Below are 16,402 nucleotides of genomic sequence, written 5' to 3'. Positions count from 1 at the left end.
GGCAAGCCATGACTTCGCGCGACTCCGCCCCCTCTGAAATCACGCCGGCCGTGCTGCTGCGCGCCTATGCCTGCGGCATCTTTCCGATGGCGGAAAGCGCCGACGATCCGACCCTGTTCTGGGTCGAGCCGGAGTTGCGCGGCGTCATCCCGCTCGATGGTTTTCGAGTCGCCTCGCGGCTCGCGCGCACCGTTCGTTCGGATCTGTTTCGCGTGACCGTCAACACCGCGTTCAAGGCGACGATCGCCGGCTGCGCCGCGCCGCAGGCCGGACGCGAGGACACCTGGATCAACAAGCGCATCCGCGACCTCTATGGCGGCCTCTTCGAGCTCGGCCATTGCCACAGCGTCGAAGCCTGGCAGGGCGACGACCTCGTCGGCGGGCTGTACGGCGTCAGCCTCGGACGAGCCTTCTTCGGCGAGAGCATGTTCCACACCGCGCGCGATGCCTCCAAGGTCGCGCTGGTGCATCTGGTCGCGCGGCTCATTTATGGCGGCTTCGAGCTGCTCGACACCCAGTATGTCACCGAGCACTTGAAGAGCTTTGGCGCGGTCGAGATTTCGCGGCGACGCTATACGGCGCTGCTCGACAAGGCGCTGGCGGGCGAGCCCGGCGACTTCCTGAGGCTCTCCGCCGGCGAAGCGATCCCTGGCGCACGTGCCCTCGAGATCATCGCCTCGCGGCAATGATCGTTTGCCGGGCTTAGCGGCCCAACCCGGGGATACCGAACAGACCTGGCCGCTGCTCCGGCGGCGGCGGTGGCGGAGCCGGTTGCGGCGGTGGCGGCAAGGGCTGCGGCGGACGCTGCTGCACGGCCTGCTTGGGTGCGGCCTTCTTCTGCGCGGGCGGCGGAGGTGCGGGCTTAGTCGCAGGATCCGGTGCCGCGGTCGCAATGGTCTGCTGCGGCTCTTTGCAGTCGGTGAGCCAGATATCGTAGATCGGATGCTCGACGCCGTGCAGGCCCGGGCTTGCCGCGTACATCCAGCCCGAGAAGATGCGCTTCACCTCGCCCTGCAAGGTGATCTCGTCGACCTCGACGAAGGCGTCGGTGTTGGCGGCTTCTGTCGCCGGCCGCGTATAGCAGGCGTCGGTCTTGACCCTGAGCGCACCGAACTGGACGGTCTCGCCGATCTCCTCGTCGAAATTGATGATGCGCCCGGTGATCTTGTCGAGGCCGGAGAAGGTCGCCTTCTTGTTCACGATCTTCTGGGCCGGCGGCTCGGTCACGACCTCGTCGCCCGGCTGAAGGCTCGCCGGGGTCTGCGGGACCGTGCCCGGCGCACCCTTCTGCTGGGGCTGGCGCTGACCAGGCGCACCTTGCGGACTGGGCGGAGCGATCGCCGCGGACGGCAGCTGGTTTGGCGGTGCGACGGTGGAGCCCGGCGGCGGCGCCAGCGGCTGGCTCTCGACCGGCCCCGGCATCGCGTTACCTTGGCGGCCCGGCGGCGGCATCGGGCGCGACGGCAGCACGCGGCCCTGCGGCGGCAGCTCCGGTACCTCTTCGTCGTCCTCGGGGACCTGCGGCTGCGGCTGGCCGCGCGGAATGCTGCCGGGCGGCCGCAGCGGCGGCGGATCCGAAAAGATCGTGCCGATCTGTGCCTGGGCCGGCGTCGCGACGGTCAGCGCGGTGGCGGCCAGCAGCGCCGCAAGGCCTGTCAGGGAAAAGGTTTTGAACATCTCGCGCGGCTTCAACAGCGAATCGGGCTTGTTGGACATTCTAAAGGGGATACCGCCGCTCGCAGGCCCTCCGGTTAACACGCCGAATACGGCGGGGGAAGGGCGGCATCCCTGCCCTTCCCGGCGCGGTCTGGCCAGGCCAGCTCCCGGATGGGATAGTCATGCGCCCCTCCCCGGGGCCGAAGGCGGGCGTTGCCCCGAAAATGACATCCAACGATAACTGGAAAGCCTGAGGTCCCCGTTCATGCCCGTTGTGCTCGATCCCGATGCAGCCGCCGTCTACAAGGCCTTCCAGGAGGCCGGCCGCCCCGCCTATGAGACGCTGACCGCGGGCGAAGCACGCGCCTATTATTCGCAGGCGCGCTTTGCCACCAACCCCGAGCCGCCGGAGCTCGCCCGCGTCGCGCCGCTGGCGATCCCGGCGCCGCACGGGACGATCCCAGCCCGCCTCTATGTGCCCAGGGAACCGCGCCAGCACGACGGCCTGTCGCCGGCGCTGGTGTTCTTCCATGGCGGCGGCTGGGTGATCGGCGATCTCGATTCCCATGACGTCGTCTGCCGCCAGCTCGCGGCCGAGGGCGCGCTGATCGTGGTCTCGGTCGACTACCGCCTCGCGCCCGAGCACAAGTTTCCCGCCGCCACTGAGGACGCGATCGCCGCGACCAAATGGATCGCCGCGAACGCGCGCCAGCTCGGCATCGACGCCTCGCGCCTTACGATCGGCGGCGACAGCGCCGGCGGCAATCTCGCCGCGGTCGTGGCGCTCGCCGCGCGCGACGGCAACGGCCCCGCGCTCGCGGGCCAGGTGTTGATCTATCCGGCGACCGATTTCGCCATGACGCACGGCTCCCATAGCGAGCCCGAGACGAGCGTGCTGCTGACGCATTCGGTGATCCGCTGGTTCCGCGACCACTACCTCAATGGCGCCGGCGAGATCCACGACTGGCGCGCCTCGCCGGCGCGCGCGCAGAACCTTGCCGGCCTGCCGCCGGCCTATGTGCTGACCGCCGGCGCCGATCCGCTGCGCGATGAAGGCGACGAATATGCCGAGCGCCTCAGGCAGGCCGGCGTGCCCGTGACTTACAAGCACTTCCCCGGCCAGTTCCACGGCTTCTTCACCATGGGCAAGCTGTTGCGACAGGCCAACGTCGCCGTGAGCGAGATCGGGGTTTGGTTGAAAGGATTGGGCTGACCCGCCGTCCTGCATGCCTTCCGTTCCTCATACCATCTTCGCTCTCCCCCTGCGCGCACTGACATGGCTCGGCAGCCAGGGCACCCGCGCAGTCGCAGCCGTCGTCTTCATTGCAGTCGCGGTGCCGCCGCTCGGCGCGCTGCTGCGCCCCTATGTCACCGAGGCGATTTTTCTTCTGCTCTGCATCTCCTTCATGCGGGTCGATCTGGCCGCGCTCTACAGCCATCTCCGCAGGCCGGCGCTGGTCGCGGCCGCCACGGCCTGGACCACGATCGGCGTGCCGCTGATCGTCGGATTGATCGCCCATGCAACGGGGCTGACGAGCCACTCGCCCGGCCTTGCTCTCGCGCTGATGCTCCAGGGCATGGCCTCGCCGATGATGGCCTCGCCCGCACTCGCCGCGCTGATGGGGCTCGATGCCACCTTGGTGCTGGTCACGCTGGTGACATCGACCGCGCTCGTGCCATTCACGGCGTCCCTGTTCGCGAGCCTCTTTCTCGGCGGCATGCTCAGCATCTCGCCGCTCACGCTCGGCCTGAAGCTGCTCGGCATTCTCGCCGCATCGCTGCTGGCCGCAACCGTCATCCGCTGGATCTTCGGCGCGAAGGCGATCCAGCGTCAGAAGCGGCCGATCGATGGCTTCAACATCATCATCCTGCTTGTGTTCGCAGCCGCAGTCATGGGCGACGTCGCGAGCGACCTGATGAGCCAGCCGATGTTCACCATCGGCCTCGCGCTGCTGTCCTTCACGATCTATTTCACACTGCTCGCCATCACCACGCTGTTGTTCCGTCGCATCGGCTATGAGCGCGCGCTGGCGCTCGGGCTGATGGTGTCACAGCGCAATCTCGGCCTGATGCTGGCGGCGACGGCCGGCGCGCTGCCGCCGACCACCTGGCTCTATTTCGCAATGACGCAGTTCCCGATTCATCTTGCGCCATACATGCTGATGCCGATCGCGCGGCGCCTGACGGCACGCGCAGATGCGTCCAGCGGGGAAAACAAGGCTGACGTTCACTCGTTTGCGTCGCACCGACGCAGTGGAGGAACATCAATTCATGGCCCCCGTTGAAGCCTCTCATCGAAAAGGAGGTTCGCGATGAAGTTTGCCACAATTCTGGTTCTCGGCTCGCTCGCCGTGGGCTCGGCAGCGAGAGCCGATCAACCCGGACCCGACTGGATGCCGATGGAGCAAGTGAAAGCCAAAGTCATGGAGTCGGGCTATTCGGAGGTCACCAAGCTTGAAGCCGACGATGGCCAGTGGGAGGGCGAAGGCGTCAAGAACGGACAGAAGATGGAATTCCATGCCGACCCCAAGACTGGCGCGATCGTGCGCGAGAAGCCCGATCGATGAGCATCGCCGAAGTCCGCTTCTCAGGCGGGAGATTCAGCGGTGGTCGGCTTGGAAGAACGCCCTGGTCTCACCCGTTCAGCAGCGCTTGTCAGCGGTGCCGAGCATCACTGGCCGCTTCCTTTGACCTTGGCAAGATAGTCGACGATCGCGGGCACGTCGCTGTCCTGGACGGGAGCTCCATAGACCTTGATCATCTTGTGCACCTCGGATTCCCAGGTGGACCTGGGCAAGGCCGGCTGGTTCAGCACCATGTCTGCCGAATGGCAAGCCAGGCAGTTGTTGTTGATGGCATCCGCTTCGGGGCCACCGGGAAAGAGCGCGTCGCCCGCCGGGAGCTCCACGGTCGTGGAGGTGATTGCGGGGGCCGGCCACGCGGGCGTGGACGCCAGCAGGGCAGCGAACGAGGTGCCGATGACGAAGATGAAATGACGCATGGTGTTGCTCCTAGAGTGCGGTGAGCTGGACCGTCTCGACGACATTGCGCATGAAGCCGCCGGTGTTCCAGTTTGATGCTGCCGGCTGAATGTCGCCGGCGGCGTTCGTGCAGCGGACCATCAACGAATGGCCGCCCTTCGTCAGTTGTGGAATGTCCAACTGCCAGCGGCGGAAGCTGTACTTGCCGTGGTCCTTGCCAAGCGTCGCGGGTTGCCACGTCCGGCCATCGTCCATCGACAGCTCGACCTTGGCGACGCCGGCATCACCGCCGAACGCGATGCCGCGGATCGTTGCGACGGCGCCCGCCGGAAGCGATGCGCCGTCCGCGATGTTCGTGAAGAATGACCGTGGCACCATGCGGCTGATCGGGACCATCTTTACGCCGGTCTGGCCCGGCTCGATGTTGGCGTGCGGCGTATCCGGGACGGTGTAGGCAGTCGCCATCCAGTAGTTGTCGTCCTTACGATCGAGAACCTCGATGTCGCTGAGCATCTTGACCCAATAGGTCGAGTACCATCCCGGCACGATCAGCCGCAGCGGGAAGCCGTTGAGGAGCGGCAGTTGCTCGCCGTTCATGGCAAAGGCGATCATGACCTCGCCGTCACGGGCGTGATCGATATCGAGCGACTTGCGAAAGTCGGGTGCGTCGGGCACGACCGGCTCGTCCAGTCCGTTGAAGCGGACCTGAACTGCGCCCGGCTTGACGCCCGCGCGGTCCAGGACGTCCTTGAGCAGGACTCCCGTCCACTGCGCATTGCCCATCGCGCCATGCGCCCATTGCGCGCCCGGCACACGAGGCAGGAAAAACCCTCGCGAATTGCCTGAGCACTGGTTGACGGCGGCAAGCTCGACACGGGGCAACTTGAGCAGGTCGCCGATGGACAACGAGAGGGTCTGGTTGACGTGACCGCGCACGGACAGTCTGAAGGCGGCCGCATCCACGGACGTCGGTATCACCGCCCAGTGCCAGCGCACATAGAACTGGTTGTTGGGGGTGAACACGCCGCGGTCGAACACCTCCATCGGGGTCTCAAGCAGCGGCGGCCGCGAGCGCTGCAGGATCATGCTCGCCTTTTGCGGAAAGTCATGCGTCATCGGCCGATCGCGCGGCTCGCCGGCGATCGGCAACCGGATCGATTGATCGGCGCGGACCGATGAGCCGGCGAGCGTGAGGCCGGCAACCCCGAGGGCTTGAAGCATGGCGCGGCGGGACAATGCCGGAGACCGTGCGTAGTCGAGATGTTGGGACATCGAAGGCTCCCGCTGGAATGGATTTTCTGGATCAGTCCCGCGGCTCATCCGAGGATCAAGTCCGCGAGCGGATCTTCGACGTGCTGGTGCGGTTGCGCCTGCCGGATGATCGGAAGATGCTTGTCGATCTGGCGGAAGCCCCGTTCCGGGTGAACGGCAACCCTGGGATCCGGCACGTGCACCAGGCTGCCGGCAAGCGCGGACGGCGCACCAAGCGTGGACGCGGTAGCGACGAACAGGGCGATCGCAAGGAAAGCGCGACGTGAATGGGTCATTGTCGTTCTCCATCTCTGTTCTTCCGGCACGCAATGTTCGAAGTGCCTGCCTGTATCCAAAGAGGTAGACCTTGGCGCATCGGCGATCCAACGAGATGATCAGATCATTCTGATCGTCGACCGCGATCGAATCCCGCGGGCGCTTGCACGCGCGCGCCGGCGCACTCGCCGGGGGGACGTGGGTTCGATCGTTGCGGAATAGGTGCTACGGGCGGGCGCAGCTCTGCCTACGGTGCAGCGCCGGCAGCGATGCTGGACATCAGGGCGGCTTCCGCCTTGCTGATGTGCCGCTCCTTGTGACGGAGCGCGTAGAACGAACGCTTGGCCAATTCGTCCTCGAGCCGGACCAGCCGTTTTGCCGCTATCGCCTTTTCGACCACGAGATCGGAGACGGCCGCAGCGCAGCCTCCCGCTTCGACCGCGGTTCGGATCGCTTCGTTCGAGGCCAGTTCGAGCTGCACCGTCAGGTCGGCGAGGCGTACCCCGCGCTTCTTCAGGGCACGTTCGAACATGGCCCGCGTTCCGGAGCCCGGCTCGCGAAGGATCCACGGCGTCCTGGTCATCCAGTCGGAGGGCAGCTTCTTTTGGCTTGCAAGAGGGTGCCGCGCACCCACGACGGCGACCAGCGCATCACCGTCGACCCGGCGGGCCGACAATGCGGCGTCATCGATGTCGCCCTCGACAAAGCCGACATCCGCCATGCCGTCGCGAACGTCGGTTGCGACCTGCTCGCTGTTGGCGATCCTGACGTTGAGTTCGATACCGGGATGGACGGCCTGAAACGCCAGCAATCTCCTCGGAAGCCAGTAGCTCCCGACCGTCTGGCTCGCCGCGATCACCAGACGGCCGGCCTTGAGGCCGGCAAAGTCGCGCAGGACCTGCTCGGCGGCGTGCGCGCGCGCCAGCACCGCACGCGCTTCCCCGAGAAACGTGCGGCCCATATGCGTGAGAACGATGCCGCGTCCCACCCGATCGAACAGCTTGACCCCGTAGCGTCCTTCGAGCGCGGCGATTGCCGCGCTCGTGGCCGATTGTGTCAGATTCAATTCGTGGGCGGCCTGGGTGACGTGCTGCTTGTCGGCGACAGCGGCGAAGATCCGGAGCTGTTCGAGCGTCATGGTCATCCAACGAGCTTGATGAGGATCAGGCTGAAGCCGGCGATGAAGAGGAACGCCAGCCCGCCCAGTATAGCCGGACGCATCCCCTCGGCGTACAATTTCGAGATGTCAGTCTCAAGACCCATGGCCGCGAGGGCCATCGTGAGCAGAAAGGTCGAAAGCGTGATCGTCGCGCTCCTGAGGCCCGCCGGAATGCACACGACGCTGTTGAGTGCGGCTATCGCGACAAAGCCGATCGCGAACCAGGGGATGGGCGGCCTTGCCGACTTGCCGCCGGCCGGCTGTGCCGAAGCCCGGGTGACGACGCTCAGGGTCAGCACGACCGGCGCGAGCAGCATGACGCGGGCAAGCTTGGCAACGGTTGCCATTTCACCCGCGCGCTGGCCGTTCTGGAAGGAGGCGGCAGCCACCTGGGCGATCTCGTGGATGGACGCGCCGCTCCAGAGGCCGTACGCGTCGGCATCGAGATGCAGGAGGCGAGGCAGCATGGGATAGACGAACATCGCGATCGAGCCGAAGATCGTAACGCACGCGATCGCATATGCGACGTCCTCGTCGGAGGCTTCGGTGACGCTGTTGGTCGCGACGACGGCTGACGCGCCGCAGATCGAGGTGCCCGCGGCGATCAGTTGAGTGAGCTTGCGTTCGACGCCCAAAGCGCGCCCGGCTGCGAGCGTGAATCCGAACGTGGCAACGAGCGTGCTGGCGACGATGAGGATCCCCTTGGTGCCGACGGTGGCAAGCTGGGTCAGCGTGATCTGGAAGCCCAGGAGAACGATCGCGAGCCGAAGCAGCCGGCGCATGCTGAAGCTGATTCCAGCGCGGGCGAGAGCTGGCGTTCCGGCCAGGTTGCGCACGGCCATTCCGATCGCGATCGCCAGGATCATGGGGCTGAACGTCGCGACGGCAGGAATACTGCGCATCACGTTGGCGACCACGGCAATGGTCCCGGCCAGAGCGACGCCGGGGACGATCGCAAGGGCCGAGTCCCGATATGACAGGATGTTGTCGCGAATGGCACGCGTGGCTGGGGATGGGCGGGAATTCTGAACGAAGGTCATTGGCGTATCTCTGGGGAGCTGCGGGGGATGCGACGGCGAAGAGCCGCCGCATCCCTCATCGATCGGTCAATTGGTCGCGGCCGTGTGATGCCGACGCAGCCATTGCGGCCTGATTCATCGGGCTCGCTCCCGTGATCGGCGCTGCAAACGTTGTGGTGTGGTTCATGAGATTGATCCAATGCTGGTTGGAGTGACTGAGTGGGTCTCAGCGCAGCGAGGATCGAAGAATCCAATCAATTGATCCAACACATTATTCTAGTCTATCTAATCGATAAAATCGATTGTTTCGGCCTGGCTGCAGCAGGCGCTGGCCAGCCGATTGCGAAATGGGATGTCGCGCACGAGCTGAAATCGCGGTGATCGAACGGGCCCGCCCAACTCCTCGAAGCTAGTCGCGAACGAGGTCCGTAGAGCCGCTACCCCACCCGCGCCGCGCGCCGCAGTGCCTGCGGCGGCTGGCCGAAGGCGCGGATGAACGCGCGCCGCATTCGTTCGGGATCACGGAAGCCGGTCGTTTCCGCAACCAGCTCGATCGCCTCGCGCGAGGACTGCACGCGCTCGCGCGCGACCTCGAGCCGCAGGCGCTCGATCGCCTTGGATGGCGTCGTGCCGGTCTCGGCGGCAAAGGCACGGGCAAAATGCCGTGCGCTCATGCCGGCGCGATCGGCGAGATCTTCCACCGTCAGCGGCGCGTCGAGATTTTCACGTGCCCAGGACAGCAGTGCGCCGAAGCGCCCGTTCGGCGTCTTCAGCTCCAGCAGCGAGGAGAATTGCGACTGGCCGCCGCTGCGGCGGTGATAGAGCACGAGCTGGCGTGCGGTCTGCTGTGCAATCTCCTCGCCGTGGTCTTCGGTGATCATCGCGAGCGCGAGATCGATGCCCGCGGAGATGCCTGCCGAGGTCCAGACATTGCCGTCCCGGGTGAAGATCTGGTCCGGCTCGAACTTCACCTTGGGAAAGCGCGCGACGAAATCGCGCGTCCGCCCCCAATGCGTGGTGGCACGGCGGCCGTCGAGAAGTCCCGCTTCGGCGAGCACATAGGCGCCCGAGCAAACGCTCGCGACCCGAACGCCACGCTTTGCCAGCCGCTGGACGAAGGCCCGCGTGACCTCGCAGCGCGCGGCATCGGCAACGCCGACGCCGCCGGCCACGACCAGCGTCGTGATCGCGTTCGCCGCCTTGAAGTCACGCGCCATCATCTCGACACCGGATGAGCTGCGCACGAGCCCCGGCTTGGCTGCCAGCACGCGGATGACCGGCGCCTTGCCGGTGCAGCGCGCTGCGATCTCGAACGCCGAGATCGGGCCTGCCGCATCGAGCAGCTGGAAATCCGGGAAGATCAGGATGCCGATCATGGGCCAACTCCAACGAAATGTCCGAAAGTGAGGGAATTAAGCCATTTCGGACGGGAGGGCACCATGACATCCTGCCGGCGTCAAGCTCGTAATTGGAGGATCTGCCGATGTCGTCACCGCTCCAGATTGGTCTGATGGTGTTTCCGCGTGTCACCCAGCTCGACTTCACCGGCCCCCTGCAGGTGTTCGCCATGGTTCCCGGCGCAAGACTGCACCTGATCTGGAAGCGGATCGAGCCGGTGCCGAGCGATTCCGTGATGACGCTGACGCCGACCACGACGTTCGCGGACTGCCCTCAACTCGACGTGATCTGCGTGCCCGGCGGCGTCGGCACCAACGACCTGCTCGACGACGAGGAGGTGCTCGACTTCCTGCGCAGGCAGGCCGACGGCGCGAGATACGTCACCTCGGTCTGCACGGGATCGCTGGCGCTCGGCGCCGCAGGCCTGTTGAAGGGCTACCGCGCCGCCACGCATTGGAGCGCGATGGACATGCTCGCCCAGTTCGGCGCGACGCCGACAAAGACGCGCGTCTGCATCGATCGCAACCGCATCACCGGCGGCGGCGTCACCGCCGGCATCGATTTCGCGCTGACGCTGGTGTCGATCATGGTCGATCGCACGACGGCGGAAGCGATCCAGCTTCAGATGGAATACAATCCGGCCCCGCCGTTCAATTCCGGCTCGCCCGACACCGCGCCCGCCGAGGTGATGGCGTTGCTAAAAGAGCGCGGCGCGCAGAACCAGGCGCGGCGGCTCGAGGCGGTCAAGCGCGCAGCGGAGCGGGTAAACTAGACTCCGCTCTCGTGTCCCGGATGCGGTGCAGCGTGCAACGCTGCTCCGCTGAGCCGGGATCCAGGAAGCTACGCCGACCGCTGCAACATGGGCCCCGGCTTTGCAGGCATCGCTGAAGGAGCGCTGCGCTGCGTCCGCGGCACGTTGACCTTCGTGCTGATCTCCCAGAAGAAAAAGGCCGCTCGGTTTCCCGAGCGGCCCTTCCTGTCTTACGGCGGCTGCACATTCACATCGGGCGATTTCGGAGCTTCCAGACCGGGGGCCTATCTCCCGATCGAGTCCTGGTCGGCGGCCGCTGCATTTCGGGACAGTCGCGAGCTGTTGCCCGAACCGAACGCGATGGTCTCCCATCTCCGCAAGATGGGATCATTGAGCCGCGTCGCCGGCGTCAATGCAACGCCCGCGCAACCGGCATCCCCGCTATTCCCGTTGTCCACAGCAGTGGCGCGCGGATGCATGTGCATCCGCTTCGGACGATGGCGGTTTGCGGGTGGGTGAAAAGGCTAGCCGGGCGTCCAGGGCTGGTAGTCGCCGGTCGCCTTCGGACGCCGGCCGCTGGCAAGCGTCGAGCCGGAGGGACGATAGGCCTTCGGCGTGCCAGTGAGGTTCGGCTGGTGCGGCTTTTCCCACTCGCGCGGCTGGTAGTTGGCCTCGGTCGGCGGTACGTCGACGACGTGATGCATCCAGCCGTGCCAGGACGGCGGAATCCGGCTCGCTTCCGCGTAGCCGTTATAGACGACCCAGCGCCGCTCGAAGCCGAGCGTCGGATCGACCGCCCCGCCGCGGGTGCGATAGTAGCGATTGCCCTGCTCGTCCTGGCCGACCAGCTCCCCGTACCGCTTGGTCCAGAGTTGGGTGCCAAAAGTCTGGCCGTTCCACCAGGTGAAGAACTTGAGGAAGAATTGTTTCATGCGGCACGGGCCCTGCTTCGTCGGGTCCTGATGCCATCGGAGCGGCGAAATGTCCAGTTCGGTGGATGCGTCGGCAAGCCGGCTTCCGAGCCAAACCTTGCCGCAAAGCGGACGCGATTCATTCATGCCCGGTACAGCGGCAGTGCGTGAGGCTCCATTCGCGCGCAAACCGGCGTGATCCCCGGGAACCCCAGCGCTTTCATAGGGTTTGCTTTCCGGGAAAGGAGTTTAACCATGAACAGTCTGAAAGTCTTGAGTGCCGCCGCGACGGTGGCGCTGGTTCTTCCCTTTGCGACACCGAGCTTTGCCCAGCGTCCCGGAGTGGGCGGAGGCGGGGGCGGTGGCGCCCATATCGGCGGCGGTGGTGGCGGTGCCGGCGCGCGCATGGGTGGCGGCGGCGCTGCGTTCCATGGCGGTGGCGGCGCTGCGATCCGCGGCGGTGGCGGCAATTTCGGGGCTGGTGCCGCGATGCGTCCGAGCGGAGGCAATTTCGCGGCCCGCACTGCGATGCGTCCGAGCGGCGGCAGCTTCGTAGCCGGCGCGACGCCCCGTCAATCCCTCTCACCCTCCTTCAGCGGCACCCGTGGCGTCGCAACCGCAGGCAACTGGCAGGGTGGAAGCAACTGGAGCGGCCGTCACGGGCATCATCGCCGCGGCGGCTTCTGGCCGGGCTTCGCGACCGGCGTCGCAGTCGGCGGCCTCGGCTCGTACGCCTACTATGGCGGCTACGGCGGCGGCTACGGCTATTACGATGATCCCTACTATTATGGCAGCTACTATGACGAACCGTCGGTTGCGGTGGTGCAGGATGGCGGCGGCGACTCCGCGGCCTATTGCGCGCAGCGCTTCAAATCGTACGATCCGGCCTCGGGCACCTATCTCGGTTACGACGGCCGGCGGCATCCCTGCCCGTAAGCAGACCGCCAGGGCGTGAGGCAAAAGGCGCCGCAGCGATGCGGCGCCTTTCTTGCGGCCCGCATATCCCTCACCCGCTCCTGTTCCGTCATGATCGCATGCGCCAAGATGCTTCCAAGAGGATGCAAATGGACCCTTATGCACGGCGCCGTGCACATCCTTGGCGGTCCAATCCAAAATTGACCCGAGACACGATTCGCGGATATCACCAAAGGCAGTGGGGACTTCGATCACCTGGGAAGTGTCATGCCGCGTATTCTCGTGGTTGATGACGATCCGATGGTCGGCGCGACCATCGAGGTCCTCCTGCAACGTCAGGGCTTCGACGTCACGCTGGCCGACGGCGGCGAAACAGGACTGGCTGCGCTGGAATCGCAGGCCTTCGACGTGATGCTGGTTGACATCTTCATGCCGCATATGCGCGGCTTCGAATCCATCCGTATCTTTCACGAGCGCGCGCCGACCACTCCGCTGATCGCGATGTCGGGCTATGCCTTCGCCTCGTCCGCCTCGCCCTCTCCCGATTTTCTCCGCATGGCGCTGGAGCTTGGCGCAACGCGCTGCCTGCGCAAGCCGTTCACGCCGGAAGCGCTGCTGACCACGATCCGGGAATGCCTCGCCGGCGCGGGCGACAGCACACAGCCGAAGGACAAGAAAGAAGCCCCTTGATTCCAACGCAGCGCGTCATCTTCGGTGCTGGACTTGCCATCCTCCTGATCATCGCCGCGGCCTCGATCGCCCTCGACGTCAAATCGCGGTCCGACGCGGCTTGGGTCAACCATACCGCCCAGGTGCAGAAGAAGATCTCCGATCTGCGCGTCCTGCTGCGCCGTGCCGAGAGCGCTGCGCGCGGCTACGAGCTCTATCGCACCCCGGGCTTCAGCAATGAGTTCCGGGCGGTGCAAGCCAGCATCGCGCCGGCCCTCGCCGACCTCAAGCGCGACGTGCGCGACAGTCCCGATCAGGTCGCGCTGCTGGAGGGCACCGAGCCGCTGGCGCTGCGCCGGTTGGAGATCGCCGCCACAGCGATGCGCCTGCGCGCGGAGAACGACCAGGCCGGCATTGCCGCGCTCAACAGCAAGGCCGAGGGCCGCGGCCTCATGGACACCGTGATGGCCAATCTCGACCAACTGAGCGCCGAGGAAGAGCGACTGCTCGCCGAGCGATCCCGGGATTCGCGCCGCACCGGCATCGCGCTGCTCGGCATCGACGTCGCCGGCGCCGTGCTGATCCTGCTCCTGGTCACGCTGGTGATGCGCGAAAGCCGGCGCGCCACGGGTGAGCTCCAGAGCTCGCTCGAGCAAACACAGGCCGCCAAGGCGGCGCTCGAGGAAGCGGTGGCGGAGCGGACCGAGCACCTGGTCACCGCACATGACGAGCTGCGCCTGTCGGTCAACGTGCTCCAGAGCACGTTTCGCAGCATGGCGGAAGCTGTGCTGGTCATCGACGCCGAGGGCAATGTCCTTCTGTCCAATCCGGCCGCCGAGCGCATGCTGTTGCATCGCGCCGGCATGAATTTGAGCAATCTGCGCGCGCTGTCCGATGTGTTTCACGGCGATGGCGTCACGCCGCTCGAGGCCGACGCGCTGCCATCGAGGCGCGTGCTGCGCGGCGAGCAGTTCGAAGAGCTGGAGATGATCGTCCGCCCGCACAGCGGCGATCCTCCCCGCCATCTCATGATCAGCGGCCGGCCGATGCGGGACGGGCAAGGCAATGTCTCGGGCGCGGTGCTGGTCTATCACGATGCGACGACCTCGCGCGAGACGGAGCGGCAGTTGCACCAGTCGCAGAAGCTGGATGCGATCGGCAAGCTCACCGGCGGCGTCGCGCACGACTTCAACAACATGCTGACCGTCATCTCCGGCAACACCGAGACGCTGGTGGAGAGCCTGAAGGACCAGCCCGAGCTTCAGCGCACGGCACGGCTGATCGACGACGCCGCCGAGCGCTGCGCCGAGCTGATCCAGCATCTGCTGGCGTTTGCGCGCCGGCAGCCGCTCGAGCCGCGCAACGTCGAGATCAACGCCGCGATAGCGGACATCGCAAAGCTTCTGCGCCCCACCCTCGGCGAGCAGATCCAGATCGAGACCGTGCTGGAACAGGGGCCGATGACGACGCATATCGATCCGTCCAGGCTGACCAATGCCGTGCTCAACATGGCGATCAACGCCCGCGACGCCATGCCGAACGGCGGCAAGCTGCTGCTGGAGACCCACCGCGTCGTGCTGGACGAGGCCTATGCGCAGGCCAATGCCGACGTGGCGCCCGGCCCCTATATCATGCTCGCGGTCAGCGATACCGGCACCGGCATGTCGGTGGAGACCCAGCAGAAGGCATTCGAGCCCTTCTTCACCACCAAGGAGGTCGGCAAGGGATCCGGCCTCGGCCTCTCCATGGTCTACGGCTTCGTCAAGCAGTCCGGCGGCCACATCAAGATCTACAGCGAGGAAGCCCACGGCACCACGATCAAGCTCTATCTGCCGCCCGGCGAAGGCATGGCGGAGGTGACTGCTCCGATCGCGCCGCAGGCGGCCGAAGGCGGCGCCGAGACCATCTTCGTCGTCGAGGATGACAATCTCGTGCGCAACTTCGTCACCGCGCAGCTGCAAAGCCTCGGCTACAAGACGGTGGCCGCGTCCGACGCCAGGTCCGCGCTGGAATTGATCGCGACCGGCCAGAAGTTCGATCTCCTCTTCACCGACGTCGTCATCCCCGGCGGCATGAGCGGCCGCGAGCTCGCCGAGAAGGTCGCAGCGCTCCGCCCGGGGCTAAAGGTGCTCTACACCTCCGGCTACACCGACAATGCCATCGTCCATCACGGCAAGCTCGACGACGGCGTGATGCTGCTGACCAAGCCCTACCGCCGCAACCAGCTCGCCGAGATGATCCGGAAGGCGCTGGGCCGCGGGGCGGGAGCATGATCCGGGAAAGTGTGCAGCGGTTTTCCGACAAGATCATGCTCAAACAAGAAGGCTACCGCGTCGCCAGCACCACGGCGGCCAGCGTGAAGACCAGCGCCGCGATCTGCCCTGCCCCGAGCGGCTCGCCCAGCGCGATCGCGGAGGCGACGACGCCGATGACCGGCACCGCCATGGTTCCGATCGCGGCGACCGAGGCCGGCAGGCGCGACAGCGCCGCGAACCAGCTGACATAGGCGATGCAGAACTGCACCACGGTCGAATAGACCAGCAGCCACCAGCCGAGCGGCGTCACCTTCGACAGATGCGTGGTCTCGACCAGCAGGCCGACGATCGAGATCGGCAGGCAGCCGATCCCGATCTGCCAGGCCGCAGCCGTGATCGGCGGCAGATGGATCGGGTACTTCTTCGAAAACACCGTGCCGACGGCGAAGCCGAACGCGCCGGCGAGCGCCATGATGATTCCAGGCGCTTTCTCCGCGCTCGCGGCAATGCCGTTGCCGCCCATGATCGTGGCAAGGCCGGCGAAGGCCATCACCAGACCCAGCGTGCGCAAGACCGTCGGCCGCTCGCCCAGCACCGGCCAGGCGATGATCGAGGCCCAGACCGGCATGGTGTAGGCGATCAGCGCCGCCTCGCTCGCCGGCAGCCAGAGCAGCGCGAGGCCCATCAGCACCATCCAGCCGGTGACGTTGAGCACGGCCGCGGTCAGGAGGCGCGGCCAGATCGCGCCCTCCACCCGCAAGCTTTGCCGGCGCATGATCGCGAGCAGCGCCAGCAGCACCGCCCCGAGCACGCCGGTGACCCCGCGCAGGGTCAGCGGCGGCAGCTCGGCCAGCAGGAATTTCGTCACCGGCCAGTTGAAGCCCCAGCCGATCGAGGTGATCGCGAGGAACATCAGGCCGGCCGGGGCGATGCGCGGCCGCGCATCCCGGCGAGTCGAATCAAGCATGTCAGGTGGTCCGGCGAAAATCGGGCTCAGCTTGGCCCGGATTCGCTGGCCAAACCACCGCCGCAGCGGGCATGCCTGCCCTCACCTTCCGTAGGGCTACGTGAGTCCCCCCGACGCAATCCCGGTCATGAAAAATATACCTGCCCTGTGAACAGCGGGATGAAGCCTCCGCGGCATCACCGGATGCGAATTTT

The 16,402-nt window shown here is 66.2% G+C and carries 17 protein-coding genes; 9 read left to right on the top strand and 8 right to left on the bottom strand.

Features of this window, described 5'->3' with window-relative positions:
• Nucleotides 1-8: 8 nt before the first annotated feature.
• Nucleotides 9-689 carry a leucyl/phenylalanyl-tRNA--protein transferase gene (aat, locus tag ACSHT2_RS01740; RefSeq protein WP_440640112.1) on the top strand — a complete coding sequence of 227 codons (681 nt, stop codon included), beginning with the start codon at nucleotides 9-11 and terminating at the stop codon, nucleotides 687-689.
• Between the two features lie 13 nt (nucleotides 690-702).
• Here aat and ACSHT2_RS01735 read toward each other — a convergent pair whose 3' ends face one another.
• The gene (locus ACSHT2_RS01735; RefSeq protein WP_440640111.1) at nucleotides 703-1,716 is read right to left on the bottom strand and encodes a DUF2155 domain-containing protein; all 1,014 of its coding nucleotides are present in this window, start codon (nucleotides 1,714-1,716) and stop codon (nucleotides 703-705) included.
• A 205-nt stretch (nucleotides 1,717-1,921) separates the two neighbouring features.
• Between ACSHT2_RS01735 and ACSHT2_RS01730 the strand changes: the two genes are divergently transcribed.
• The 3 genes from ACSHT2_RS01730 to ACSHT2_RS01720 are packed head-to-tail and all read left to right on the top strand — an operon-like array spanning nucleotide 1,922 to nucleotide 4,223.
• A complete protein-coding gene (locus ACSHT2_RS01730) occupies nucleotides 1,922-2,869 on the top strand; it encodes an alpha/beta hydrolase (protein ID WP_440640110.1) in 948 nt (315 codons plus the stop codon).
• 13 nt (nucleotides 2,870-2,882) lie between these two features.
• Nucleotides 2,883-3,941 carry a Na+-dependent transporter gene (locus tag ACSHT2_RS01725; protein WP_440640109.1) on the top strand — a complete coding sequence of 353 codons (1,059 nt, stop codon included), beginning with the start codon at nucleotides 2,883-2,885 and terminating at the stop codon, nucleotides 3,939-3,941.
• Between the two features lie 27 nt (nucleotides 3,942-3,968).
• The gene (locus ACSHT2_RS01720; RefSeq protein ID WP_239623380.1) at nucleotides 3,969-4,223 is read left to right on the top strand and encodes a PepSY domain-containing protein; all 255 of its coding nucleotides are present in this window, start codon (nucleotides 3,969-3,971) and stop codon (nucleotides 4,221-4,223) included.
• A 104-nt stretch (nucleotides 4,224-4,327) separates the two neighbouring features.
• Here the strand turns inward: ACSHT2_RS01720 and ACSHT2_RS01715 are convergent, their stop codons facing one another.
• Both ACSHT2_RS01715 and ACSHT2_RS01710 read right to left on the bottom strand, forming a co-directional pair.
• Entirely contained in the window at nucleotides 4,328-4,657 is a 330-nt protein-coding gene (locus tag ACSHT2_RS01715) for a cytochrome c (RefSeq protein WP_440640108.1), read from the bottom strand.
• 10 nt (nucleotides 4,658-4,667) lie between these two features.
• On the bottom strand, nucleotides 4,668-5,909 hold the full coding sequence (locus ACSHT2_RS01710; protein ID WP_440640107.1) for a molybdopterin-dependent oxidoreductase: 1,242 nt from the start codon (nucleotides 5,907-5,909) through the stop codon (nucleotides 4,668-4,670).
• Between the two features lie 17 nt (nucleotides 5,910-5,926).
• Between ACSHT2_RS01710 and ACSHT2_RS01705 the strand changes: the two genes are divergently transcribed.
• Complete coding sequence (locus ACSHT2_RS01705; protein WP_440640106.1) at nucleotides 5,927-6,175, top strand: hypothetical protein; 249 nt, start codon at nucleotides 5,927-5,929, stop codon at nucleotides 6,173-6,175.
• 236 nt (nucleotides 6,176-6,411) lie between these two features.
• Here ACSHT2_RS01705 and ACSHT2_RS01700 read toward each other — a convergent pair whose 3' ends face one another.
• From ACSHT2_RS01700 to ACSHT2_RS01690, 3 genes are all read right to left on the bottom strand, one after another.
• Nucleotides 6,412-7,302 (bottom strand): LysR family transcriptional regulator, encoded by an 891-nt coding sequence (locus ACSHT2_RS01700; RefSeq protein WP_319338752.1) that lies wholly within the window; start codon nucleotides 7,300-7,302, stop codon nucleotides 6,412-6,414.
• A 2-nt stretch (nucleotides 7,303-7,304) separates the two neighbouring features.
• Nucleotides 7,305-8,363: a YeiH family protein gene (locus ACSHT2_RS01695; RefSeq protein ID WP_440640105.1), complete on the bottom strand. Its 1,059-nt coding sequence runs from the start codon at nucleotides 8,361-8,363 to the stop codon at nucleotides 7,305-7,307.
• Nucleotides 8,364-8,779: 416 nt separating this feature from the next.
• Nucleotides 8,780-9,718: a GlxA family transcriptional regulator gene (locus tag ACSHT2_RS01690; RefSeq protein ID WP_440640104.1), complete on the bottom strand. Its 939-nt coding sequence runs from the start codon at nucleotides 9,716-9,718 to the stop codon at nucleotides 8,780-8,782.
• A 107-nt stretch (nucleotides 9,719-9,825) separates the two neighbouring features.
• Between ACSHT2_RS01690 and ACSHT2_RS01685 the strand changes: the two genes are divergently transcribed.
• Nucleotides 9,826-10,512 (top strand): DJ-1/PfpI family protein, encoded by a 687-nt coding sequence (locus ACSHT2_RS01685; protein WP_440640103.1) that lies wholly within the window; start codon nucleotides 9,826-9,828, stop codon nucleotides 10,510-10,512.
• Between the two features lie 503 nt (nucleotides 10,513-11,015).
• Here ACSHT2_RS01685 and ACSHT2_RS01680 read toward each other — a convergent pair.
• Nucleotides 11,016-11,423, bottom strand: coding sequence for an NADH:ubiquinone oxidoreductase subunit NDUFA12 (locus ACSHT2_RS01680; RefSeq protein WP_440640102.1), 408 nt, complete (start codon nucleotides 11,421-11,423; stop codon nucleotides 11,016-11,018).
• Nucleotides 11,424-11,657: 234 nt separating this feature from the next.
• Between ACSHT2_RS01680 and ACSHT2_RS01675 the strand changes: the two genes are divergently transcribed.
• The 3 genes from ACSHT2_RS01675 (at nucleotide 11,658) to ACSHT2_RS01665 (ending at nucleotide 15,259) form a co-directional block, all read left to right on the top strand.
• On the top strand, nucleotides 11,658-12,338 hold the full coding sequence (locus tag ACSHT2_RS01675) for a BA14K family protein (RefSeq protein WP_440640101.1): 681 nt from the start codon (nucleotides 11,658-11,660) through the stop codon (nucleotides 12,336-12,338).
• A gap of 246 nt (nucleotides 12,339-12,584) precedes the next feature.
• Nucleotides 12,585-13,007 carry a response regulator gene (locus ACSHT2_RS01670; RefSeq protein WP_440640100.1) on the top strand — a complete coding sequence of 141 codons (423 nt, stop codon included), beginning with the start codon at nucleotides 12,585-12,587 and terminating at the stop codon, nucleotides 13,005-13,007.
• Nucleotides 13,004-15,259, top strand: coding sequence for a CHASE3 domain-containing protein (locus tag ACSHT2_RS01665; protein WP_440640099.1), 2,256 nt, complete (start codon nucleotides 13,004-13,006; stop codon nucleotides 15,257-15,259). The genes ACSHT2_RS01670 and ACSHT2_RS01665 overlap by 4 nt, the downstream gene beginning before the upstream one ends.
• A gap of 52 nt (nucleotides 15,260-15,311) precedes the next feature.
• On the opposite strand, the gene ACSHT2_RS01660 is transcribed toward ACSHT2_RS01665, so the two are convergent.
• Nucleotides 15,312-16,208 carry a DMT family transporter gene (locus ACSHT2_RS01660; RefSeq protein ID WP_440640098.1) on the bottom strand — a complete coding sequence of 299 codons (897 nt, stop codon included), beginning with the start codon at nucleotides 16,206-16,208 and terminating at the stop codon, nucleotides 15,312-15,314.
• Nucleotides 16,209-16,402 lie beyond the last annotated feature (194 nt).

Origin of the sequence: Bradyrhizobium sp. PUT101 (assembly GCF_052043945.1) — a bacterium.
In the GTDB taxonomy this organism is placed as follows: Bacteria; Pseudomonadota; Alphaproteobacteria; order Rhizobiales; family Xanthobacteraceae; genus Bradyrhizobium.
This window is presented reverse-complemented; position numbering and strand designations above follow the sequence as displayed.